Source organism: Hydrogenophaga sp. L76 (assembly GCF_057654755.1).
Map to the genome: position 1 here is coordinate 2,269,402 of NZ_CM172807.1, position 22,232 is coordinate 2,291,633.

The 22,232-nt window shown below is 65.4% G+C and carries 27 protein-coding genes, 1 tRNA gene and 1 pseudogene; 8 read left to right on the top strand and 21 right to left on the bottom strand.

Translation table 11 applies throughout. The annotated features are described in order from the left end of the window. Positions 1-4: 4 nt before the first annotated feature. The 4 genes from AC23D4_RS10845 to cysM form a co-directional block, all read right to left on the bottom strand. Entirely contained in the window at positions 5-1,045 is a 1,041-nt protein-coding gene (locus AC23D4_RS10845; protein WP_472887566.1) for an NAD(P)-dependent oxidoreductase, read from the bottom strand. A gap of 51 nt (positions 1,046-1,096) precedes the next feature. Continuing rightward, positions 1,097-1,324 (bottom strand): sulfurtransferase TusA family protein, encoded by a 228-nt coding sequence (locus AC23D4_RS10850; RefSeq protein ID WP_472887567.1) that lies wholly within the window; start codon positions 1,322-1,324, stop codon positions 1,097-1,099. A gap of 92 nt (positions 1,325-1,416) precedes the next feature. Beyond that, positions 1,417-1,977 carry an NUDIX domain-containing protein gene (locus AC23D4_RS10855; protein WP_472887568.1) on the bottom strand — a complete coding sequence of 187 codons (561 nt, stop codon included), beginning with the start codon at positions 1,975-1,977 and terminating at the stop codon, positions 1,417-1,419. Positions 1,978-1,981: 4 nt separating this feature from the next. Next, entirely contained in the window at positions 1,982-2,884 is a 903-nt protein-coding gene (gene cysM, locus AC23D4_RS10860; protein ID WP_472887569.1) for a cysteine synthase CysM, read from the bottom strand. Between the two features lie 39 nt (positions 2,885-2,923). Between cysM and AC23D4_RS10865 the strand changes: the two genes are divergently transcribed. Next, positions 2,924-3,008 (top strand) — tRNA-Leu (locus AC23D4_RS10865). A 3-nt stretch (positions 3,009-3,011) separates the two neighbouring features. Here AC23D4_RS10865 and AC23D4_RS10870 read toward each other — a convergent pair. Continuing rightward, positions 3,012-3,758: a glycoside hydrolase family 24 protein gene (locus tag AC23D4_RS10870; protein WP_472887570.1), complete on the bottom strand. Its 747-nt coding sequence runs from the start codon at positions 3,756-3,758 to the stop codon at positions 3,012-3,014. Positions 3,759-3,880: 122 nt separating this feature from the next. On the opposite strand from AC23D4_RS10870, the gene AC23D4_RS10875 reads away from it, so the two are divergent. Beyond that, positions 3,881-4,855, top strand: coding sequence for a calcium/sodium antiporter (locus AC23D4_RS10875; RefSeq protein ID WP_472887571.1), 975 nt, complete (start codon positions 3,881-3,883; stop codon positions 4,853-4,855). Here AC23D4_RS10875 and AC23D4_RS10880 read toward each other — a convergent pair whose 3' ends face one another. After that, positions 4,856-5,776 carry an SDR family oxidoreductase gene (locus tag AC23D4_RS10880; RefSeq protein ID WP_472887572.1) on the bottom strand — a complete coding sequence of 307 codons (921 nt, stop codon included), beginning with the start codon at positions 5,774-5,776 and terminating at the stop codon, positions 4,856-4,858. It lies immediately after the preceding gene. Between the two features lie 82 nt (positions 5,777-5,858). Here AC23D4_RS10880 and AC23D4_RS10885 point away from each other — a divergent pair, with 82 nt between their 5' ends. Both AC23D4_RS10885 and AC23D4_RS10890 read left to right on the top strand, forming a co-directional pair. After that, entirely contained in the window at positions 5,859-6,890 is a 1,032-nt protein-coding gene (locus tag AC23D4_RS10885; RefSeq protein ID WP_472887573.1) for a CDP-6-deoxy-delta-3,4-glucoseen reductase, read from the top strand. Positions 6,891-6,936: 46 nt separating this feature from the next. Then, positions 6,937-7,911, top strand: coding sequence for a Bug family tripartite tricarboxylate transporter substrate binding protein (locus AC23D4_RS10890; RefSeq protein WP_472887574.1), 975 nt, complete (start codon positions 6,937-6,939; stop codon positions 7,909-7,911). A 47-nt stretch (positions 7,912-7,958) separates the two neighbouring features. Here the strand turns inward: AC23D4_RS10890 and AC23D4_RS10895 are convergent, their stop codons facing one another. The 6 genes from AC23D4_RS10895 to AC23D4_RS10920 all read right to left on the bottom strand — a co-directional run bounded on the left by AC23D4_RS10895 (position 7,959) and on the right by AC23D4_RS10920 (position 12,956). Further along, positions 7,959-8,564 carry a hypothetical protein gene (locus tag AC23D4_RS10895; RefSeq protein ID WP_472887575.1) on the bottom strand — a complete coding sequence of 202 codons (606 nt, stop codon included), beginning with the start codon at positions 8,562-8,564 and terminating at the stop codon, positions 7,959-7,961. Between the two features lie 154 nt (positions 8,565-8,718). Further along, a complete protein-coding gene (locus AC23D4_RS10900) occupies positions 8,719-9,348 on the bottom strand; it encodes an SCO family protein (protein WP_472887576.1) in 630 nt (209 codons plus the stop codon). Then, positions 9,345-10,253 (bottom strand): heme o synthase, encoded by a 909-nt coding sequence (gene cyoE, locus AC23D4_RS10905; protein ID WP_472887577.1) that lies wholly within the window; start codon positions 10,251-10,253, stop codon positions 9,345-9,347. Before cyoE ends, AC23D4_RS10900 begins: the two co-directional genes overlap by 4 nt. Next, the gene (locus tag AC23D4_RS10910) at positions 10,253-11,404 is read right to left on the bottom strand and encodes a COX15/CtaA family protein (protein WP_472887578.1); all 1,152 of its coding nucleotides are present in this window, start codon (positions 11,402-11,404) and stop codon (positions 10,253-10,255) included. Before AC23D4_RS10910 ends, cyoE begins: the two co-directional genes overlap by 1 nt. Before the next feature lie 156 nt (positions 11,405-11,560). Then, a complete protein-coding gene (locus AC23D4_RS10915; protein ID WP_472887579.1) occupies positions 11,561-12,235 on the bottom strand; it encodes an SCO family protein in 675 nt (224 codons plus the stop codon). After that, positions 12,216-12,956 carry an SURF1 family protein gene (locus AC23D4_RS10920; RefSeq protein ID WP_472887580.1) on the bottom strand — a complete coding sequence of 247 codons (741 nt, stop codon included), beginning with the start codon at positions 12,954-12,956 and terminating at the stop codon, positions 12,216-12,218. The genes AC23D4_RS10915 and AC23D4_RS10920 overlap by 20 nt, the downstream gene beginning before the upstream one ends. A gap of 45 nt (positions 12,957-13,001) precedes the next feature. Between AC23D4_RS10920 and AC23D4_RS10925 the strand changes: the two genes are divergently transcribed. Continuing rightward, positions 13,002-13,247 (top strand): twin transmembrane helix small protein, encoded by a 246-nt coding sequence (locus AC23D4_RS10925; protein ID WP_472887581.1) that lies wholly within the window; start codon positions 13,002-13,004, stop codon positions 13,245-13,247. A gap of 89 nt (positions 13,248-13,336) precedes the next feature. On the opposite strand, the gene AC23D4_RS10930 is transcribed toward AC23D4_RS10925, so the two are convergent. The 7 genes and pseudogenes from AC23D4_RS10930 to AC23D4_RS10960 form a co-directional block, all read right to left on the bottom strand. After that, a complete protein-coding gene (locus AC23D4_RS10930; protein ID WP_472887582.1) occupies positions 13,337-14,218 on the bottom strand; it encodes a cytochrome c oxidase subunit 3 in 882 nt (293 codons plus the stop codon). A 70-nt stretch (positions 14,219-14,288) separates the two neighbouring features. Beyond that, positions 14,289-14,498 carry a DUF2970 domain-containing protein gene (locus AC23D4_RS10935; protein WP_472887583.1) on the bottom strand — a complete coding sequence of 70 codons (210 nt, stop codon included), beginning with the start codon at positions 14,496-14,498 and terminating at the stop codon, positions 14,289-14,291. Next, on the bottom strand, positions 14,495-15,103 hold the full coding sequence (locus tag AC23D4_RS10940) for a cytochrome c oxidase assembly protein (RefSeq protein WP_472887584.1): 609 nt from the start codon (positions 15,101-15,103) through the stop codon (positions 14,495-14,497). The genes AC23D4_RS10935 and AC23D4_RS10940 overlap by 4 nt, the downstream gene beginning before the upstream one ends. A gap of 34 nt (positions 15,104-15,137) precedes the next feature. After that, on the bottom strand, positions 15,138-15,248 hold the full coding sequence (locus tag AC23D4_RS10945) for a cytochrome oxidase small assembly protein (RefSeq protein ID WP_304828105.1): 111 nt from the start codon (positions 15,246-15,248) through the stop codon (positions 15,138-15,140). 23 nt (positions 15,249-15,271) lie between these two features. Next, entirely contained in the window at positions 15,272-16,897 is a 1,626-nt protein-coding gene (ctaD, locus tag AC23D4_RS10950; protein ID WP_472887585.1) for a cytochrome c oxidase subunit I, read from the bottom strand. 49 nt (positions 16,898-16,946) lie between these two features. Further along, positions 16,947-17,747 (bottom strand): annotated as a pseudogene (coxB, locus tag AC23D4_RS10955) (cytochrome c oxidase subunit II); the annotation flags it as partial. Between the two features lie 474 nt (positions 17,748-18,221). Beyond that, entirely contained in the window at positions 18,222-19,100 is an 879-nt protein-coding gene (locus AC23D4_RS10960) for a methyltransferase domain-containing protein (RefSeq protein ID WP_472887586.1), read from the bottom strand. Positions 19,101-19,425: 325 nt separating this feature from the next. On the opposite strand from AC23D4_RS10960, the gene AC23D4_RS10965 reads away from it, so the two are divergent. The 3 genes from AC23D4_RS10965 (at position 19,426) to AC23D4_RS10975 (ending at position 21,042) form a co-directional block, all read left to right on the top strand. After that, on the top strand, positions 19,426-19,926 hold the full coding sequence (locus tag AC23D4_RS10965; RefSeq protein ID WP_487623732.1) for a ComF family protein: 501 nt from the start codon (positions 19,426-19,428) through the stop codon (positions 19,924-19,926). A gap of 173 nt (positions 19,927-20,099) precedes the next feature. Beyond that, a complete protein-coding gene (trmL, locus tag AC23D4_RS10970) occupies positions 20,100-20,573 on the top strand; it encodes a tRNA (uridine(34)/cytosine(34)/5-carboxymethylaminomethyluridine(34)-2'-O)-methyltransferase TrmL (RefSeq protein ID WP_472887588.1) in 474 nt (157 codons plus the stop codon). A gap of 145 nt (positions 20,574-20,718) precedes the next feature. Beyond that, positions 20,719-21,042 (top strand): hypothetical protein, encoded by a 324-nt coding sequence (locus AC23D4_RS10975; RefSeq protein ID WP_472887589.1) that lies wholly within the window; start codon positions 20,719-20,721, stop codon positions 21,040-21,042. An 18-nt stretch (positions 21,043-21,060) separates the two neighbouring features. On the opposite strand, the gene AC23D4_RS10980 is transcribed toward AC23D4_RS10975, so the two are convergent. Together AC23D4_RS10980 and AC23D4_RS10985 are read right to left on the bottom strand one after the other, a co-directional pair. Further along, complete coding sequence (locus AC23D4_RS10980; protein ID WP_472887590.1) at positions 21,061-21,516, bottom strand: MaoC family dehydratase; 456 nt, start codon at positions 21,514-21,516, stop codon at positions 21,061-21,063. Positions 21,517-21,586: 70 nt separating this feature from the next. Further along, positions 21,587-22,204, bottom strand: coding sequence for a nucleotide-binding protein (locus AC23D4_RS10985; RefSeq protein ID WP_472887591.1), 618 nt, complete (start codon positions 22,202-22,204; stop codon positions 21,587-21,589). Positions 22,205-22,232 lie beyond the last annotated feature (28 nt).

Sequence of the window (22,232 nt, forward strand, 5' to 3'; positions counted from 1 at the left end):
GCGTTCAGGGCCGGTGGTGGACCGCCAGCGACTCCCACTGCGACGGCGAAACCGCCTGCGGGTCTTCCATGTCGGACGGGTGGTTCAGGCTGTCGAGTTCGGAGAATTCGCTCTGTTTTGTCGCGGCTGTCGCAGGCGACAGCGTCTCGTGGATGCGGTGAGCGACGTACCAGCTGGCACGCAGCTTGGCTTCGCGGGTATGAGAACCCAGGCGCGGCGTCAGGTGCAGGTTGGGCACGTTGTACAGCGGCGTGCCTTCGGCCGCAAAAGCCGGATTGGCGCCGTCGAGCAGACAGGCGTCGATGCGGCCATCGGTCAGGGCCAGGGCCAGGGCCTCCGGGTCGAACAGCGAGCTGCGGCTCACACCGACCCACAGCTGGCCAGGCTTGCAGTGGTTGAGCAGCCGCTCGTTGATCCAGCCCCGGAAGCGGGAGGCATAAACCACCTGGAGCGATACCGCGTCGGAACGCGCCAGCAGATCGTTGAGCGGAACCGGCTCCACACCGAGCTTGGCCCAGATGGGCGCGGCATGGTGCACGGCCGGGTCGTAGCCCAGCAGGCGCACGCCCAGGCCCTTGAGCATGGGCGCGAGCGTGTGAGCCACCGGGGCCAGCCCGAGCACACCCACGGTGCTGCCCGCCAGCTCCCGCCCCATGCGCACCTGCGCGATCTGGCGACCGAGCAACGCACTGATCATGCCCCGGCGGTACAGCATGAGCAGGCCATACAGCAGGTACTCGGCGTTGGAGCGCACCGTGGCGCTGCGCGCCTGCACCACGCGCACGTGGCGCCGGGCGCAGGCCTCCAGATCGGTGTTGTCGCTGGATATCTGCATGCGAGCCACCAGCTGCAACTTGGGTGAAAAGTCCAGGAATTCCTGCGACACCACCACATGGGGTGGCAGGACGATGGCGCGCGTCTTGTAGGCGGTGTTGCGCAGCGCGACCGGGTCGTCGGCCAGATCCGGACGGAAGGCCACCTCGTAGCGCTCGCGCAACCAGCTCAGGGCCTCGGGGACCAGTGGGTCGATCAGCAGGACTTCCATGGAAACAACGTATCGGGTTGTTGCGGCTCAGGGCAACAACCGTTCACGCCCTCAACGGCGTTTGAGCAGCGTGAAATGCTCGGTGCCCACCGTCTGCTGTTCCACGAGTTCGTTGCCCGTCTGCTTGGCAAAGGCCTGGAAATCACGCACCGACCCGGCATCGGTAGACACCACGCGAAGGATCTGTCCGCTGGTCATGTCAGCCAGGGCTTTCTTGGCTTTCAGGATGGGCAGGGGGCAGTTCAAGCCGCGGGCATCAAGTTCTTTGTCGGCGTTCATGGAGGGATTCCTGTGGTTGAACGATTCTATGTCAAGCGGATGTCCAGCCAATCCGCGGCCAGGTGGCCGTGGACCCCAGCGGGCAACGGGTGTCAGAGCGACTTGGCAGCGTTCGCCTGATGGGGGTCTGAGGGCAGCGTTTCCATGAACACCGGTTCGATGCCCTTGCCTCGCAACCAGTCGGCCAGGGCCAGCCCGGTACCCGCGCGCCAGCACTTCAGCTGTGCCGGCGCCAGCAGCTTGTATTCGACCAGTTCGGGCGAAAGCCGGATCTCGCCGGTGGCTTGCGCGTGGTAGGTGATGATGATCTGGTTCATGCGCTGGAAGTCGTGCACACCCACCAGCTGCAGCGCCGTCACCTCCAGCGCGGTTTCTTCGGCAATCTCCCGCCGGATACCTTCTTCGGGCGTCTCACCCGCTTCCATGAATCCGGTGATCAGACCGAACATGCGGTTCTGCCAGGCCGCGTTGCGCGCGAGCAGAACCCGCTCACCGACCTGAACGATGGCCGCGAGCACGGGCGTGGGGTTGTTCCAGTGCGTGAAGTCGCAGGCCTGGCAACGCAGCCGCTCCTTGAAACCGCCGTCCTCCTCGGCGCCCGTGAGCGTCAGCGGCGTGGCGCAGCAGGGGCAGAAACGGTACTCGGCGCTCACCTGTTCAGGCCGGGAACACGCCGGTGGACAGGTAGCGGTCGCCGCGGTCACAAACGACGAAGACGATGGTGGCGTTTTCCACCTGCTGCGCAATCTGCAGGGCGACCCAGCAGGCTCCTGCCGCCGAGATGCCTCCAAAAATGCCCTCTTCGCGCGCCAGGCGGCGGCACATGTCTTCGGCATCACCCTGGCTCACGTACACCAGCTCGTCCACCTGGCTGGGGTCGTAAATTTTCGGCAGGTATTCGGTGGGCCATTTGCGGATGCCGGGGATGCGCGAGCCTTCGCTGGGCTGGGCACCCACGATGCGGATGGCCGGGTTCTTTTCCTTGAGAAAGCGCGACACGCCAGTGATGGTGCCGGTGGTGCCCATGGCGCTCACGAAATGGGTGATGCGTCCGCCGGTCTGCTCCCAGAGCTCGGGGCCGGTGGTCTCGTAGTGGATGCGTGGGTTGTCGGCGTTCGCGAACTGGTCCAGCATGCGGCCCTTGCCTTCGCCTTGCATCTTTTCGGCCAGATCGCGGGCGTACTCCATGCCGCCGCTCTTGGGCGTGAGGATGAGCTCGGCGCCAAAGGCCTTCATGGTCTGCGCACGTTCAATCGAGAGGTCCTCCGGCATGATCAGCACCATGCGGTAACCCTTGATGGCCGCGGCCATGGCCAGCGCAATGCCGGTGTTGCCCGAGGTGGCTTCGATCAGCGTGTCGCCGGGCTTGATCTCGCCGCGCTCCTCGGCGCGCCGGATCATGGACACCGCCGGCCGGTCCTTGACGGAGCCCGCCGGGTTGTTGCCCTCCAGCTTGCCCAGAATGACGTTGCCCCGAGCCTGGTTGTCCGCCGCACCGATGCGCTGCAGCGCCACCAGCGGCGTGTTACCGATGGCGTCTTCAATGGTTGGGTAGTTCATGGGCCCCACTGTGCCATAATTTCTGTCTCCCAGATTCCAGCCCGGGTGGTGAAATTGGTAGACGCAGGGGACTCAAAATCCCCCGCCGCAAGGCGTGCCGGTTCGATTCCGGCCCCGGGCACCACACTCAAGGCCGCACAGTTTTCACTGTGCGGCCTTTTTGTTTTTCGGCGGCCGGTTCCGCCGCATCCGACCCTGCGCGGGCCAGCTCTTCCTTCAGCACCTGCTGGAAGATACGCGGCAGCTGGCGGCTCATGCTGTTGGTTTCGATGCCATAGCCCAGGCTGGTCCAGGTGCCGGAGAGCCGCCGCAACACCGGCTGCACCCGCCCCTGCCGCAACTGGGCCGACAGGTTGCCCCAGCGTGCTTCGGACAGCCAGGCGTGCACCACCATGTCCTGATGCACGGGCGCAAAACTCAGCCCGGTGGCATCCAGGGGATCGTCGGTGCGTTGCGGGTGGTGGCGTGCGGCCAGTTCGAGCCAGGTGCTGTAGAGCAGCTGGTACCGCCCGGCGGCGGTGGAGCAGTTGCCCCGGTTGGGCCCCTGCCCGATGGGTTCGCAACGGTTGGGGTGCATATCCAGCGTCCACACATAGCCGTGCCCGTACAACACGTGGTAAGGCCGCAGCACGTTGGACTCACTGGCCGAAATGGTGCGCATCAAGGCACGCAGGTAGGGATCACCCCCCGACATGACCAACGGCTGCGTGCCGGGAATGAGCAGCAGCGGCCGCCACCACCACAGCAGCAGCAGCATGAGCACCACGGCGCCCGCCGTGAGCGCCAGGCGTGACCGCAGGGGCGAGCCCCAGAAACCCGACGGCTGGACGGCAGCAGCGGGGACGTCTGGCCGATCGGGTGGCAATGAACTCATGGTGCGGGCGCAACGCGGCGGCGCTGGAGGAGCCCGCCGGACGTCATGTCCGACAGGAAGGGGGGACGAGGATCAGCTGACACAATCCACTTCATTGTCCAACAACCCGGGCCCGACTTCCCATGCTGCTGCCTTCCCTTGCCATCCTCGCCGGATTGATACTGCTGGTCTGGAGCGCCGACCGTTTTGTGGCCGGGGCTTCGGCGACGGCCCAGCACTTTGCCGTGCCCCCACTGCTGGTCGGCATGCTGATCGTGGGCTTCGGCACCTCGGCGCCCGAGATGGTGGTGTCGGTCCTGGCGGCTTCGCAGGGCAATCCCGGGCTCGCACTGGGCAACGCCTGGGGCTCCAACATCGTCAACATGGCGCTGATCCTCGGCATCACGGCGCTGATCGCGCCGATCCTGGTGCGGTCGGTGATCCTGCGCAAGGAGCTCCCGATCCTGATGGCGGTGACCGCGCTGTCGGCGCTGCTGGTCTGGGACGGCGTGCTCTCGAGGCTCGACGCCGCGGTGCTGCTGCTGGTGTTCGGCACGCTGGTGACCTGGTCCATCGTCGAGGCCCGCAGCGGCGGCGGCGATGCCCTGGCCACCGAAACAGCCACCGAGCTGGAGGCACATCCGATGCCGATACGGCGTGCGCTCATGTGGCTGGGTCTGGGCCTGCTGTTGCTGGTGGGCAGCTCGCGCCTGCTGGTCTGGGGCGCGGTGTCGATCGCGCAGTCACTGGGCGTGAGTGACCTCATCATCGGCTTGACCGTGGTGGCCTTGGGCACCTCGTTGCCCGAACTGGCTTCCTGCGTGGCGGCGGCGCGCAAGGGGGAACACGACATCGCCCTGGGCAATGTGCTGGGGTCCGGCCTGTTCAACACGCTGGCTGTAGTCGGTCTTGCGGGTGTGATTGCCCCGATGGACATCGGCGGGGATGTGCTCACGCGCGACCTGCCGATGATGGCCGGCCTGACCGTGCTGCTCTTCGCGATGGGCTGGGGCTTCCGCGGCCCCGGGCGCATCAACCGGCTGGAGGCGCTGGTGCTGCTGGCCCTGTATGTGGGGTACACAGCCTGGCTGCTGGCCTCCATGACGCCCGGCGCCTGATCAGCTCCCCAGGCCTTCGGCCACTGTGGGATAGCGCAGGCGCAGGCCCAGTTCAGCCTTCATGCGCTGGTTGTGCAGCCGGCGCGATTCGCTCATGAAGCTCAGCAGCATCAGCGGCAACTGATCGCCTGCGGCGTTGCGCGCGATGCGCGGCGGACGGGGCAGTCCATACAGGTCGGCCGCGAGATCAAAGTAGTCACCCATCTTCAGATCGGTGTCGTCACTCACGTTGACGTTGCGCTGCGGCTGCCCGCGCCACAGCGCCAGCACGCAGGCCCGCGCCAGGTCGTCGGCGTGGATGTGGTTCGTGAAAACGTCGTCTTCAGCACACAGCACCGGCGTGCCGCGCAGCAGGCGCTCACGCGGCGTTCCGCCCTCGCGGTCGGGCGCGTAGATGCCGGGGATGCGCAGCACGCTGGTGCGCACGCCCGTGGCGCGGCCCAGCCAGTGCACCCTGGCCTCGGCATCGACACGCCGCCAGGCGCGCGGCGTGCGCGGCTGAGCCGGTGTGGCCTCGCTCACCCATTGCCCCTGCCGGTCCCCGTAGACACCACTGGTGGAGCCGTACACCAGCGCCACAGGCAACGAGCGCTGCGCCAGCGCCCGCACCAGCGCCCGGGTGCGGGTATCCAGCCGCCAGTCGGACGATTCACCCGTCGGGGGCGGTGCGAGGTGCAGCACACGGGTGGCCAACCCGGCGAGGCGCCCCAGGCTGCGGGCATCGTCCAGGTTGCCCTGCAAGGGGGTGATGCCCTGCGCGCGCAGCGCAGCCGCGCTCCCGGGTGTCGATGTGAGGGCGAGCAGCCGCACACGCCGGCCGCCACCCAGCACGCGAGCCGCTCGTTGGCCCACGTCACCACAGCCAATGATCAACACCCGCTCACGCCGGAAGCGTGCGGGCAAAGCGCCCAGAAGGCTCATGCGATTCCCAGATTTGCGACAATGATCGTTTGCTTTTGTGTCGCGACGCAACACAGCGCCCCAACCACAACACCATGCCAGTATGACATTCACCATCACCATCGAACCCAGCGGGCGCAGCTTCACTGCCGAACCCGACGAGGCCATCCTGGCCGCGGGGATCCGCCAGGGCATCGGTCTGCCGTATGGCTGCAAGGACGGCGCCTGCGGCTCGTGCAAATGCAAAGTGGTCAGCGGCCAGATCACCCATGGTCCGCACCAGGCCAAGGCCCTGAGCGCCGATGAAGAAGCCGCCGGCTATGCGCTGACCTGCTGCGGCGTGGCCCACAGCGACGTGGTGCTGGAGTCGCGCCAGGTCACCGAAGCAGGCGCCTTCCCGATCAAGAAGATGCCGGTGCGCGTGAACCGGCTGGAGCGTGCCTCGCACGACGTGATCGTGATGCACCTGCAGTTGCCCGCGTCCGACACCTTCCAGTACCACGCGGGTCAGTACATCGAATTCCTGCTGCGCGACGGCGACCGCCGCAGCTACTCCATGGCCAACGCGCCGCACACGCAGGCCGGCCAGCCGGCCATGGAGCTGCACCTGCGCCACATGCCGGGCGGCAAGTTCACCGACCACGTGTTCGGCGCCATGAAGGAGAAAGACATTCTGCGCATCGAAGGGCCCTATGGCAGCTTCTACCTGCGCGAAGACAGCGAAAAACCCGTGATCCTGCTGGCCTCGGGCACCGGCTTTGCGCCGGTCAAGGCCATCATCCAGCACATGCATTTCAAGGGCATCCACCGGCCGACCACCGTGTACTGGGGCGGGCGCCGACCGGCCGACCTCTACCACCACGACTGGCTGCTTGCACAGGCCGCCGCGATGCCCAACCTGCACTATGTGCCGGTGATCTCCGACGCACTGCCCGAAGACGGCTGGAGCGGTCGCACGGGCTTTGTACACCTCGCGGTGCTGCAGGATTTCCCCGACCTGTCGGGCCACCAGGTCTATGCCTGCGGCGCGCCCATCGTGGTGGAGTCGGCGCGCACGCAGTACAGTGCCCAGGCGGGCCTGCCACCCGAAGAGTTCTACGCCGATTCGTTCACCAGCGCAGCCGACAAGCTGTGATCACCGCCTTCTTCCCGTTCCAACAACAACTCCCGGAGACCGCCTCATGTTGAACCGCCGCCATCTCGTCACCGCCATTTCCCTGGCCGCTTCCGCGCTGATGCTGCCTGCGCTGGGGCAAGCCCAGACCACCACGCGCATCATCGTGCCGTTCGGTGCCGGAGGCCCGATCGACCAGACCGCGCGCGTGCTGGCCGAAGCCGTGAAAGGCTCGCTGGGCACCGTGATCGTGGAGAACCGGCCGGGCGCGGGCGGCAACATCGGCGTGAGCGCCGTGGCCAAGGCGGCGCCCGACGGCCTGACCATCGGCATCTCCACGACGGCGTCGCACGGCATCAACCCCTGGCTGTTCAGCAAGCTGCCCTATGACCCGGTGAAAGATTTCGCCCCGGTGACGCAAATGCTGCGCGTGCCCAACGTGCTGGTGATGAACGCCGATGCGGCACAGCGGCTGAACATCAACACCCTGGCCGACCTGATCCGCTACGCGAAGGCCAACCCCGCCAAGCTGAACTACGGCTCGGGGGGCAACGGCAGCGCCGGCCACCTGGCGGGCGAGATGTTCAAGAACCAGGCGGGCGTGTTCGCGGTGCACATCCCCTACAACGGCGGCAACCCGGCCCAGCTCGGCCTGCTCTCGGGCCAGGTGGATTTCAACTTCGACAACCTCGCCACGGCATCCGCCAACATCCGCGCCGGCAAGCTGAAGGCGCTGGCCGTCACCACGGCACAGCGCACGGCCAGCATGCCCGACGTGCCCACGGTGGCCGAAACCCTGCCCGGCTTCAGCATCGACACCTGGTGGGGTCTGGTGGTGCCGGCGGCCACGCCCGCCGACACGGTGCGCAAGCTCAACGCCGCCTTCACCCAGGCCCTGCAGAGCCCGGAAGTCAAGTCCCGGTTTGCGTTGCTGATGGCCGAGCCGGCACCGAGCAGCCCGGAGCAGTTCGGTCAGTTCATGAACGCCGAGCGCACCAAATACGAGCGGGTCGTCAAGCTCAGCGGCGCCAAGGTGGACTGAGTCTGATCCGGCACAGTCCGCGCCGCATGGCGCCGGCTGTGCCGCGATCAGACGGCGCCAGCAGACAGCTGCGTGCCGGTGGAGGGCTGTGACTGGAACTCGGTCAGGGCCTCGCCCAAGTCGGATGCCATGTCACCGACAAAATCTTCTGCATCGTCGTAGAAGTTGCCACCGAAGCCGCCCCCGCGCGTCGTATCGTTGTCCTTGCGGCTCACCAGTAACGATCCCGAGACCGCGTCGACGGCATCCAGTTGCACCTCCAAGGTTCCTTTCCCGATTCCGGAAAAAGCCAGTACACCCCATCGCAGAGCGCGGTTTCCGGGGTCGTATGTCACCTTGACGTTCACCAACGCCACACCTTGGGACTTGCCCGGGTCAGTCGTGAGCACCCGGTAGCCCTGATCCTCCAGCTCTTCCCTGATGATCTCCGGGAACTTGGCTTCGAGTTCCTTTTTGTGCGTCAGCCGGTTGTCATCGGGATCGGCATCTTGCAAGGTCACCGAGATGCTGGAGATATAGGTTTGTGGGTACTTCCTGCCGGCTTTCATGGCGGCTTCACGGAGCTCATCCGGATCAACACGGTGAGAGCCACACGCGGCGACGACAGACAACAGCACAACGGCACAAACGCTTTTGGCGACGGACTTGAACACGAGACGTACCTCCCCAGGCAATTTCACATTAGTTGGATCGGGCCCCATGCCTTTGCATTGGCGCCAAGGCAGTCGGACCCACGTATCCCTTTTTAGGACCGGTGGAGTATAGGGGCCATGCCCGAGCAGCTCGGCGGTGAACCGGCCGATTGGCCTATTTCAGCAGCTTCTTCACGTCATCCGCCAGCGCTTGGGCACCGCTGCCGTAGCGGTGGTAGAGACGGATACGCCCCTGCGGGTCGTACACGTAGCTGCCCGCCGAATGGTCCATGGTGTAGCTGGTCGGGGTCTTGCCGTCGACCTTCTTGTAATAGACCTTGTAGCTCTTGGCCAGCTCGGGCAGCGCCTCGGGTGCGGCGTAGAGCGCGAGGAAGCTGGGGTCGAAGCTGGCCATGTAGGCCTTCATCACTTCGGGCGTGTCGCGCTCGGGGTCGACGCTGATGAACAGGCCCTGCAGCCGTTCGCCATCGGTGCCCAGCAGCTGCCGGGCTTGCGCCAGTTCGCCCAGCGATGTGGGACACACGTCGGGGCACTGCGTGAAACCGAAGAAGACCACCACCGCCTTGCCCTTGAAGTCGGCCAGCGTGCGGGCCTGCCCGTTGTGGTCGGTGAGCGAAAAACCGGTGGCGTAGTCGGCACCGGTGATGTCGATGCCCGAGAAACCGGTGGCGGTGGCGTCGGCGGGTTTGTCGGAGCAAGCGCCCAGGGCCAGGGTGCTGGCGCCCAGCAGCAGCATGAGACGGCGCGTGAAGGAGGCTGGGTTCATGGCAGCGGTGCGTTTCATGAAATGTAGTGATCCACCAGCAGCGCCGCAAACAGCAGCGACAGGTGGATCAGCGAAAAGCGGAAGGTCTTGCGAGCCAGGGCGTCCGAATAGTCCCGCCAGAGCACAAAGGCGTAGCCGCAGAACCCGATGCTCAAGCCCACGGCCACCACCAGGTAAAACCAGCCGCTCATGCGCATCACGAAGGGCATGAGGCAGGCGGCGAAGAGCACGAAGGTGTAGAGCAGGATCTGCAACCGGGTGAAGTCCGAACCGTGGGTCACCGGCAGCATGGGCAGGCCGGACTTGCGGTAGTCCTCGACGCGGTAGAGCGCCAGCGCCCAGAAGTGCGGCGGTGTCCAGAGGAAGATGATGAGGAAGAGGATGAGGGCCTCGGGCGCAACCACGCCGGTCATGGCGGCCCAGCCCAGCACCGGCGGCATGGCGCCCGAGGCGCCGCCGATCACGATGTTCTGCGGCGTCAGCGGCTTGAGGATCACGGTGTAGATCACCGCGTAGCCCACAAAGGTGGCGAAGGTCAGCCACATGGTGAGCGGGTTCACGAGGAAATACAGGATGGCCGAGCCCAGTGCGCACAGCACCGCCGAGAACGTGAGCGTCTGCACGTTGGAGAGCTCGCCCTTGGCGGTGGGTCGCCAGGCGGTGCGCCGCATCTTGGCGTCGATCTGCTGTTCGACCACGCAGTTGAATGCCGCGGCCGCGCCGGCCACGAGCCAGATACCCAGCGAGGCGATGGCGGCGAGCTGCACCTGCTGCCAGGACGGCACACCGGGCACGGCCAGCACCATGCCGATCAGGGCGCAGAAGACGATGAGCTGGATCACGCGCGGCTTGGTCAGCGCGTGGAACTGGCGCCAGACCGGGGTCGGCAGGGCGGAGGCGGGGGTGGTGGGCGCGGTGCTCATCAGGTCGGTCGGGAAACGTTGAATGGGGAAGCGCTCACGGTGTGCACCGCGTTGCGGGTACCGAAGAGGGCACCGGTCATGACGATCACGAGGGCTGCGGCTCCGCCGGTGTGGCCGACAGCCGCCAGCAGCGGCCAGTCGAGCACCACATTGGCCAGACCGCTGAGCAACTGCAGGCCCGCCAGCGCCAGCAGGGATCGCGCCGTGCCGCGCAGGGCCGGCACCGCCCAGAGCCGCCACGCGAGCCAGCCCAGGGCCGCCAGCACCGCGTAGGCGGTGAGGCGGTGCACGTAGTGGATGGCGGTCAGCGCAGCGAACGGAATGGCTTCGCCCGAGCGGCTCAGCCCCAGCTCGCGCCAGATCGAAAAACCTTCGCGCAGATCCATGCTGGGCCACCAGCTGCCCTGGCAGGTGGGGAACTCGCTGCAGGCCAGCACGGCGTAATTGGTACTGACCCAGCCGCCGAGCGCGATCTGCAGCCACAACAGCGCGAACACCCCACCGAGCGCGAGGCGCGTGCCGTTGGGCGAAGTCACCGGACCGGGATGGACGGGATCGGCCTGCGTGTAGCCCACCGCCTGCGCCCGCAACAAGGCCAGCAACACCAGCCCGCCCAGCAGGTGCAGCGTGACGATGGCCGGGAACAGCTTCATGGTGACGGTGAGCGCGCCGAACGCGCCTTGCAGGCAGACCCAGACCAGCGTGAGCAGCGGCCACCAGAACGACACCGTCAGCCGCCGGCGTTCGACCCAGCTCACGCTGGCCAGCACCAGGATCAGCACGCCGACGGCGGTGGCGAGGTAACGGTGGATCATCTCGATCCAGGCCTTGGACAAGGTGACCGGCCCCGTCGGCATGGCGTCCTGGGCCGCAGCGATGGACGCATTCGCGCCCACCGGACTCACGCTGCCGTAACAGCCGGGCCAGTCGGGGCAGCCCAGGCCCGAATCGGTCAGGCGCGTGAAGGCACCAAACAGCACCAGATCGAAGGTGAGGAACAGCGTGACAAGGGTCAGCATCCGCAGGCGCTGAGCGGGCGCGGCGTGGCGGTTGCGCAGCCACACCCAGGCCAGCGGTCCGAGTGCGAGCACCACGCCCAGCAACATGATGCGGGCGATGGGGGCGAAGTCGTACAACGGCTGGGTGTCCATGTCACTGGTTCCTGAACGGCACGGATACAAGAGACACGCCAGCGCAGGGAAGCCACCCAGAAACACCGCGCAACCGGCTTTGCCGGGGCGCAGGTGTTGCTCCCCTCCCGCCGAAGGCGAGAGAGGGGGGTGACGCGAAGCGGCGCGGGGGGTGCTTCACGGTCTTCCGGCCTTGTCCCAGAACGCGGAGGCGCGCAGCAGGCGGTCCAGATCGCTCTTGGCTTTTTTGGGATCCAGCGGGGCGGGGAACCGCATCATCCAGTTGCCCAGCGGATCCACCAGATACAGGTGGTCTTCCAGGCGCTGGCCAGGCGCTGGCTGCAGCCATTCGGCCAGCTGCTGCGCGTCCACCTGCAGCACCTGGGCCGCGGCCGTGGCCTGGCGCAGGGGTTCGCCCAGATCGGCACCGCCCGTGCGCAGCCAGACCCAGTCCAGCCGGTCTTTCTCCTTGCCCAGGGTCTCGCGCAGCTGGCGCTGCAGGTAGAGATGTTGCTGACAGGCTTCGTCACAGGCGCTGTCGGCCACGCTGATGAGCAGCCACTGGTCCTTGAGTGTCGTCAGCGGCACGGTCTGCCCCTGGGCGTTGACGCCGGAGAACGTCGGCAGCGGCCGCTGCGGGTTGATCAGCTCGCCGTAGTTGCGGCGCCCTTCGGGACGGACCACGTAGTAGGCGACATACGAAGCGATCACGGGCGCTGCGCTCACGAGCAGCAGGAACAGCATCTTCCAGCGGCCGGCGCGCGTGCTGGCGGCCGCCTGGGCGCTCGCCTGGTCCAGCTGGGGCAGGCTGTGCACGGTCAGCATCAACGGTTCATCGGGCTTCTGGGCCATGGGGGGTGCGCTTTCGGCGGGGGGAAATGAATTGGAACCAGACATAGAGAACACCGGCGAGGGTGCACAGGCCAAACCACTGGAAGGCGTAACCGTGGTGTTTTTCGACACCGGCTGCGATACGCGGCCAGTCGCGCTGCAGGCCGTCATCTGCGTCACCGGTCTGCAAGACAGAGACGTCCAGCAGAGGCACGCCGAACTCCAGGGCCAGACCGGGGATGTCGACATTTTGCCGGATCGGCCCCGAGCCCGACTCACCGAGCTGGAAAAGCCTGCCCGGCGGTGGTGCCAGACGGCCTTCCAGGCGGACCTCGCCCTCAGGAGCCTCAATGGTCGGCACGCGGCTGCGGTCGTTGAAGTCGCGCGCCACCCAGCCTCGCTGAACCAGCACCGCCCGGTCGCTGCCCTGGAGTCGCAGCGGCGTGATCACGAAAAAGCCCGCGCGTGCGTTCATCTGCCGGTTGTCGAGAAACAGGCTGGCGCCCTGCACCCAGTGCCCCCTCAACATCACGGGACGGTGCAGGCCGGCCTGGAGATCGGTAGCTTGCACCAGGTCGCTGGTCGACCAGGGTGCCAGCTGGCCCCTTTGATCAAGCTGTTCCTGCAGCGCGCGTTTCTGCCCGGCGCGGTCGAGCTGCCAGAAGCCCAGCGCGGCGGTCACCGCCATCGTGGCGACAGTGGCCAGCGTCACGATCCAGAAACGCGTGGACTGGGCACTCATGTCCGAGCGCCCTCGGGAATCAGAAAGAAACCGATAATTGGTTGCATGAAATACCTTGTCATCGCGGCCTTCGTCGCCATCATCGGCAGCCTGGCGGCTGCGCTGGTCTTCATGATGCGCGGCGGCGCCAGCGAAACCGGAGAAGAGGGCGAAACAGCTGCCCCACGCAAGAACCACATGGCGCGTGCACTGGCTTTCCGGGTGGGATTCTCCATCCTGCTGTTTGTCGCGGTGCTCGTCAGCTACCTGATGGGCTGGATACAGCCCACCGGCCTGCCCTTGCAGCGCTGAGCCGGAGCAACGACACCGGACAAGAAAAAAGCGCCTGCGGGCGCTTTTTTCTGGCCTCTGCGGAGCGTGATCACACCCCGCGCCCGGACTCACATCCAGTAAACGAGGATGTACAGACCCAGCCAGACCACGTCCACAAAGTGCCAGTACCAGGCAGCGCCTTCGAAACCGAAGTGGCGCTCGGCGGTGAAATGGCCCTTCTGCAGGCGCAGCGTGATGAACAGCAGCATCAGCATGCCCACGAACACGTGGAACCCGTGGAAGCCGGTGAGCAGGAAGAAGGTCGAACCGAAGATGCCGGAAGACAGCTTCAGGTTCAGGTCGCTGTAGGCGTGCGCGTATTCGTATCCCTGAACAAACAGGAAAACGATGCCGAGCAGGACCGTCATCCACATGAAGGCGATGGTCTTGCCCCGGTTCCCGACCTGCAGCGCGTGGTGGGCGATGGTCAGCGTCACGCCCGAGCTCAACAGCAGCGCGGTGTTGATGGTCGGCAGCCAGAACGGGCCCATGGTCTGGAACGGCTCGACGATGCCGGCTGGCGATGCCGTGGCACCGGCTTGCAGGCTCGGCCACACCGACGTGAAGTCGGGCCAGATCAGTGCGTTCTCGATGTTGCCCAGCGCCGGCACCGAATGGGTGCGCGCCCACCACAGGGCGGTGAAGAAGGCGCCGAAGAACATCACTTCCGAGAAGATGAACCAGCTCATGCTCCAGCGGAAGGACAGGTCGATCTTGCGCCCGTACATGCCGCTCTCGCTCTCACCGATGGCCTCCCCAAACCACTGGAACAGCACCACGAACCAGAACGCCAGGCCAAAGGCCAGCGAATACATGCCCCACTCGGCGCCGTTGATCCACTGACCCGCGCCCAGAATGACGAAAAACAGGCCAATGGCCGCCATCACCGGGTGGCGGGATGGCCCGGGGACGAAGTAATAAGGCGTTGTGCCGTGTGCTGCTGCTGACATGCTCTCTCCTAATTGCTGAACGCTTGTATGAATAGCTGGAAGAATGAAAAGTGTGTTCGGGAACCGGGGCTCAGGGCACCACCCAGTTCACCAACAGAATCAGGCCGGCGACAAAAAGCAGCGCCATCACCACGCCCACCACCAGGATGTGGATGGGGTTGAGCTTGGCAATGTCGCTCTGGTAGTCGGCATTGCGGCGCACACCCAGAAAACCCCAGAGCACAGCTTTCACCGTGGCGCCGATCGAGCCCTTGCGCCGGTGCACGGGAACCTGGGTCATACCGGATCCGCCGGCTGGGTGATGGGCAGCGTGTGCACCGCCACGTCCAGAGGCGCCGCCGGCACCTTGCCGCCCACCTCGAAGAAGGTGTAGGACAGCGTGATGGTGGTGACGTCCCTGGGCAGGCGCGGATCGATCACGAAGGCCACCGGCCATTCCTTCTTTTCACCCGCTTTCAACGTGTACTGGGTGAAACAGAAACACTCCAGCTTGTTGAAATGGGCGGCCGACTGCTTGGGCGCGTAACTCGGAATGGCCTGCGCGGCCATGGTGCGGTCCTGGATGTTCTGGAACTCGTAGACCACGGTGGTGAGTTCGCCCGGATGCACCTGCAGCGAACGCACCGCCGGCTTGAAATGCCAGGGCCCGCGGGTGTTGACGTCGAACTCGACCGTGATGCTGCGCGAGCGGTCCACCTGGGTGTTGGCCGGCAGCACGGCGCGCTGGCCGGGCACGTCGCGCTCGGCCAGTGCCAGCACATTGATGCCGGTCATTTCACAGATGGCGTTGTAGATCGGCACCAGCGCGTAGCCGAAGCCGAACATGCCCAGCGTGATCACGGCGAGCTTGCCCACCATCTTGAAGTTTTCGCGACGCAGTCCCATGGGGTGTTCCGAAGTGACGGGTGTCGGGCGGCGATCAGCCGCCGAACAACACCAGTTTGCCCACGAAGCCGAGGAAAAAAACCAGCGCCACGGATCCCAGGATCAGGCCCAGGCGCAGGTTGTTCTTTTTTTGGTCAGGCGTCATTTTTTCCAACGTTGGCAAAGGCTTCAGCCAACGATGCGGGTGGCGCTGGCGTCCAGCTTGGGGGGATTCTCGAAGGTGTGGAACGGAGCCGGCGACGGCACTTCCCACTCCAGACCCTCGGCTCCCTCCCAGGGCTTCTGCGGGGCCTTGGCGCCCTTGCCACGCATGGCGGGCAGCGCAACGGCGAGGAAGAAATAGACCTGGGCGATGCCGAAGGCGAAACCACCCACCGAGGCGATGGCGTTGAAGTCGGCGAACTGCATCGGGTAGTCGGCGTAGCGGCGCGGCATGCCGGCCAGGCCCAGGAAGTGCATCGGGAAGAAGGTGATATTGAAGGAAATCATCGACCACCAGAAGTGGATCTGGCCGCGGGTTTCGCTGTACATCACGCCGGTCCACTTGGGTAGCCAGTAGTAGATACCGGCGAACATGGCGAACAGCGAACCGGCCACCAGCACGTAGTGGAAGTGGGCCACCACGTAATAGGTGTCCTGCATCTGGATGTCGATCGGGGCGACCGACAGGATCAGACCGGTGAAACCACCGATGGTGAACACGAAGATGAAGCCGACAGCCCACATCATCGGGGTCTCGAAGGTCATCGAGCCCTTCCACATGGTCGCGATCCAGTTGAAGATCTTCACGCCCGTGGGCACGGCGATCAGCATGGTCGAGTACATGAAGAACAGCTGGCCCGTCACCGGCATGCCGGTGGTGAACATGTGGTGTGCCCACACGACGAAGGACAGGATGGCGATGGAGCCGGTGGCGTACACCATGGAGGCGTAGCCGAACAGCTTCTTGCGCGCGAACGCGGGCACCACCTGGCTCACGATGCCGAAGGCCGGCAGGATCATGATGTAGACCTCCGGGTGGCCGAAGAACCAGAAGATGTGCTGGTACATCACCGGGTCACCGCCGCCAGCGGGGTTGAAGAAGCTGGTGCCGAAGTGGCGGTCGGTCAGCGTCATGGTGATGGCGCCGGCCAGCACAGGCATCACGGCGATCAGCAGGTAGGCGGTGATGAGCCAGGTCCAGCAGAACATGGGCATCTTCATCAGCGTCATGCCGGGTGCGCGCATGTTCAGGATGGTGACGATGATGTTGATCGAGCCCATGATCGACGAAGCGCCCAGGATGTGCATGGCAAAAATGCCGGCGTCCATCGAGGGGCCCATCTGCAGGGTCAGCGGTGCGTAGAGCGTCCAGCCGGCGGCGGGGGCCCCGCCGGGCATGAAGAACGAGGCCACCAGCATGATGGCGGCCGGAATCATCAGCCAGAAGCTGAAGTTGTTCATGCGCGCAAAGGCCATGTCACCGGCACCGATCTGCAGCGGGATCATCCAGTTCGCGAAGCCCACGAAGGCCGGCATGATGGCGCCGAACACCATGATCAGGCCGTGCATGGTGGTGAGCTGGTTGAACAGGCCGGGGTTGACCAGCTGCAGGCCGGGCTGGAACAGCTCGGCGCGGATCAGCAGCGCGAGCACGCCACCCACCATGAGCATGGTGAAGGCGAACAGCAGGTACAGCGTGCCGATGTCCTTGTGGTTGGTGGCGTACACCCAGCGACGCCAGCCCGTGGGAGCGTGGTGATCGTGGTCGTGGTCGTGGCCATGCGCGTCGTGATGGTCGAGAACTGCACTCATCGTTGATTCCTTGGATACTTTGAATTCTTCAGCTCACGGTTCACTTCGCAGCGACCAGGGCCTTCTGTTGCTCGGTGACCCAGGCGGTGTACGCCTCGGTGCTCAGCACCTTGACGTGGATCGGCATGTAGGCATGTTCCTTGCCGCACAGCTCGGCGCACTGGCCATAAAAGTCACCGGTCTTTTCAGCGCGGAACCAGGTGTCGCGCACGAAGCCGGGGATCGCATCCTGCTTGATGCCGAAGGCCGGCACCATGAAAGAATGGATCACATCGTTGGCGGTGGTGATGATGCGGATCTTCTTGCCCACGGGCACCACAAGCGGGTTGTCCACCTTGAGCAGGTAGTCGTCCGTCGGGGGCGGGTTGCCGGAGTTGGACATTTCGCGGTGGGTGCTGTCCAGCGTGGACAGGAAAGCGATGCCTTCGCCTTCACCCTTGATGTAGTCGTAGCCCCACTTCCACTGCATGCCCGTGGCCTTGATGGTCAGGTCGCTGTTGGTGGTGTCTTTCTGGGCGACCAGCACCTTGGTCGCGGGCAGCGCCATGCCGATCACGATCAGCAGCGGAACGATGGTCCAGCCCAGTTCCACCCAGATCGGTTCGGCCAGTTCCTGCGATTTGTGGCCCACCGACTTGCGGTGCTTGATGATCGAATAGAACATCACGCCGAACACGACCACGAAGATGACGGCACAGATGGCCATCATGAACCAGTGCAGCCAGTGCTGCTCTTCGGCGATCCTGGTGACCGGCGGTGCAAAGTTGAGCTGGTTGACCGCCGGGCCACCCGGCAGGTCATTGACCGCATGAGCCGCTTCCGTCACCCAGACGGCCGAGCCCAAGGCCATGGTCGTGGCCACCGATCGGAACCGGGACAGTCCGTTGCCGGGGAGATTTCCTGCTTGATTGGTCGTTCTCACTTTTTCCGCCTCAAATATAAGTATTGATTTATATCAATGCCAATTAGAACAAATTCCGTGCACCGCCCCACTCAGGGAATACCCAAACGCGCGACCCACACCCGTCAACCTTTTCTCAACGCTCAACGCCCGGGCGATTTCCCGGGTCAGTGTGTGCCGTCGGCAGACACGGTTGCCCAGCGGGAGGGTGGTGGAAGGGCTCATCCCTGCCTCGTCGGACCGTGCCTTGCTCGGTCCGCAGACCGGATCAGCCATGCGGGGGAAACGTCGCGAGAGGTTTGATTTATGTCAATTGTAGCGGCGAGACAGCCCGGTTTTTCTGACGCTGCGGCCAAATTCGGGCCAACCGGACCTGGCTTTCCGACCCTTGCAACGCCCCGGCAGGTGATCCGGGAAAACCACTCAGCCCCTGCCGGCACGCAGCATGGCGCGCATGTCCTCGACCGAAACCGACTGGGCGGGACCCAGCGGCACACGGGGAGCGGGCTTGAAGGCGTGGCCGTAAATCACCTCGAAGGTGAGCAAGAGCCGCCCATCGTCGGATCGTGGCAGACCGTCTTCGATGGCCCGGCACAGATGGGCGTGCCAGGCGCGGGAACGCAAACCCGGAAAACGCCCGGCGCTGAGATTGCGCCCGAGTTCGCGCAGGTCGCGCAGCAGGGGCGCTGCGCCGCTGTACGACAGGTTGATGCGCTCCATGTCCATGACCGGCTCGGCAAACCCGCTGTGCACCAGCATGTCGCCCCAGTCGTGCATGTCGGTGAACGCATGCGCCGGATCGGGCCAGCCCGCTCGCGCGTACACCGCCCGCAGCTCGCGCAGCGTGTCCGGGCCGAGACAGGAAAACATCAGAAAACCATCGGTCTGGATGCGGCTGTGCCAGCGTTTCAGGATGTCCAGCGGCTGGGGTTCGTGGTGCAGGGCCATGTTGGCCCAGAGCATCGCCACGCGCGTGTCGTCGGTCGCGGCCTGCGGGTTGAAGGCACGGCGCCAGTGAGCCGGATTCCAGGCGTGTCGGGCCGGCTCCTGCGTGGCCTGCAAGGCCCGCTGAAGATGTCGCGATTCGACATGACACACCGCCTGCGGCAACTGTTCGCGCAAGCGCCGATGCGCCATCAGGCCGCCGTCCACCGGTTCCCAGTGCAGCCAGCTCGCTGGCGGGTCGCGAAACCATTTCAGACGCTCCGCCATGCGCGTGGCCACCTCTTCGTGCAGCCACGGGCTCTGGGTCCGCGACTGGCCGAGCCAGCGCAAAGCCGCGCGCGGATCAAGTCCAGGCACGGCAGAAACGGTTTCAGATGCGGTTTTCAAGGGTCGTCGGGTTTGCTCTGGCACGCGGTTGCGGCGTCGGCGCCAGTATATTGGCCCCATGTCCGGCACACACACTCTGCACCAGCTCATGCAGCGCCTGCCCGGCACGTGTCAGGTCTGCGGGCGCTGGCCTTCGATGCCGGTGTGCACGACCTGTGAAACACGCCACGCACCACCGGTAGCCCGCTGCCCGACCTGTGCCCGGCGCCTGCCGCCAGGGTCCGCCCACTGCGGCGCGTGCCTGACGCAAAGCGAGGGTGGCGGCCCGACATGTCTCCACGCCCTCGTGGCCGCGGTGGACTACGCCTACCCGTGGGACGGGTTGATCGCCCGTTTCAAGTTCCGGGGCGAGCCCGGCTGGGCCGGTCCGCTGGCCGCCCTCATGTTGCGTCAGCCGGGGGGGCGCGAGTTGCTGGACACGTGCGATGTGATGGTGCCTGTCCCGGTCACGGCTTCCCGGCTGGCCGAGCGGGGCTACAACCAGTCGTGGGAACTGATCAAGGCCTTGCGCCGGCAGGCGGTCGATATCCGGGCGTTCGCGCTGGCCGATGCGCTGGTGCGCATCGGCAACGCGCCCGACCAGCACCCGCTGCCCCGTGAACAGCGGCTGCGCAACCTGCAGGGCAGCTTTGTCACCCATCCTCAACATGTCGCGCGCCTGCGGAAGACCCATGTGCTCCTGGTGGACGATGTCAGCACCACCGGGACCACGCTCAACGCCGCCGCGCAGGCCCTGCTGCAGGCGGGCGCGGGGCGGGTCAGCGCCCTGGTTCTGGCCCGCACGAGCGCCCACTGAATTTCACTCGCTTCTGATCAAAAGCAAAGCCGGTTGCGATGAAAAACAAGGAGCGAAGCGATGCCCCGAGAGCACACAGAATTGCGCTTATCATCGCTGGAAAGCAGGGAGCACACTAGGTCAGGCCAACGGCCCGACTCGTTGCGCGCGCCACAGCACCTTGACCTGCATCCATGTTCCACATCGTTCTTGTTGCGCCCGAAATTCCACCCAACACGGGGAATGTCATCCGGCTCAGCGCCAACACGGGTTGCACACTGCACCTGATCGAGCCCCTGGGCTTTTCGATGGACGACAAGCAGATGCGGCGAGCGGGCCTGGACTACCACGAGTACGCCCAGGTCCGTCGCCACGCCGACTGGACCCGATTTCTCGAATCCGAACAACCCGATCCGCAGCGCCTGTTTGCCTGCACCACCCGCAGCAGCCGCAGCGTGTACGACAACCGCTTCCAGCCCGGCGACTGGCTGGTGTTCGGCTCGGAAACGCAGGGCCTGCCCGAAGCTGTGCGATCGCTGTTCCCCGACAGCCAGCGCCTGCGCCTGCCCATGGTCGAGGGCCAGCGCAGCCTGAACCTGTCCAACGCGGTGGCGGTGGTTGTTTACGAAGCCTGGCGCCAGCAGGACTTCGGGACCACACATCTGTGAAAACAGTCACTGTTGCACTGGGGAGCTACCCCCACACATCGGCTCAGGTCGCCGACACAATGTTGAACTTTCTTTGCCCGCGTCGAGCGAGACCCGCCGCCGCACAACTTACCCCTGCGCCCCATCAGGTCGCCCGGAGGCCCGCGTGATTCCAACCATTGCCAAGATCATCAAGGGGACGCTCAGTCCGCGCTCGAACGCGCGCAAGACGCCCACCCTGAAGGATCTTCAAGTCATTCGCAACGCCCTGCTTCATTGCGTGGAGGACTGCGACAGCGCGCCTGCGCAACGGCTGCGCCACAAAATTGCCCACACCCAGACAGCGAAAGAGCTGTGGATGCTGCGCAACGATGCCTACCAGCTGATTTCCCAACAACACAACCAGACCGCAGCGGCCAATCGCATCAACGACCTGATGTCGGCCTTCGAAGGCTGGCTCGAACCCAGCCAGCTGGTGCGCATCAAATAACGGGACCGGGTGCGCGGCTCACGGATAGCGGCGCACCAGCGACTCGGCCACACACACCGGTTTGTCGGCGCCCTCGCGCTCGACCGCCACCGACCACAGCATCTGCAGCCCGTCGCGCTCGATCGGTTCGGCACTGAGCAGGGTCAGCCGCCCGCGCAACCGGCTGCCCACCGGCACCGGGGCCGTGAAACGCACCTTGTTGAGCCCGTAGTTCACGCCCACGCCGGCGCGCCGGATTTCGAACGACGAATCGAAAAACACCGGCAGCAGCGACAGTGTGAGAAAACCGTGCGCAATGGGTGCGCCAAACGGTCCGGCGCGCGCGCGCTCCACATCGACATGGATCCACTGGTGGTCCCCGGTGGCTTCGGCGAACCGGTTGACCTGCTCCTGGGTGATGGTGACCCAGTCGCTCACGGCCACTTCCTGCCCCACGCACGCGGCCAGATCGGCCAGGGTTTCAAAGGTTTTCATGGGGTCCGACTCTAGCCGGCAAGCAACACCCGAGGTGTCGGACCCGCGACAAGCTGCGCCTCCGCTGGTATCAGCGGTCCAGCCAGTCGCAGATGCCCTGCCATTGCTGCAGGTCCTTCTCGACCCGGCTCGGCGCAACATCAAACACGGTGAGACCCCGTGCGGCGAGGTGGATGTAGTTCTGCGTGTCGCGCAGATAACCCAGCACCGGCAGGCCGAGGCTGTCCACGAACTCGTGCAGCTTGTCGGCGGCGATGGTGCGCGCATCGACGCGCATGCCGACGATACCGATGTCGAGCTGGTCGGCGTGGCGCGTCTCGGCCAGCTCGTCGAGAAACGCACGGGTCGCGTAGATGTCAAAAATGCTGGGCTGCAAGGGCACCAGCACCTTGTCGGCCAGCTTGAGCACGTCCTTGAAACGCCAGCCGTGCAGGCCGGCCGGGGTGTCGAGCACCACGTGCGAGGTGTCGCGAGGCGGGCGGGCGATCAGGTCGTGCGAGATGTTCCAGGTGGTGATGGGGCGGGCCGTCTCCGGCCGCAGCCGCAGCCAGAGTGCAGAAGACTGCTGCCGGTCCGCATCGCCCAGCATGACGCCGTGCCCCTGGCTGGCGAAATAACCGGCCACGTTGGTGGACAGCGTGGACTTGCCCACGCCGCCCTTGGGATTCGCAACCACCACGACCGGCATATCCAGCTCCTCGTTGTCTGAAACTGGG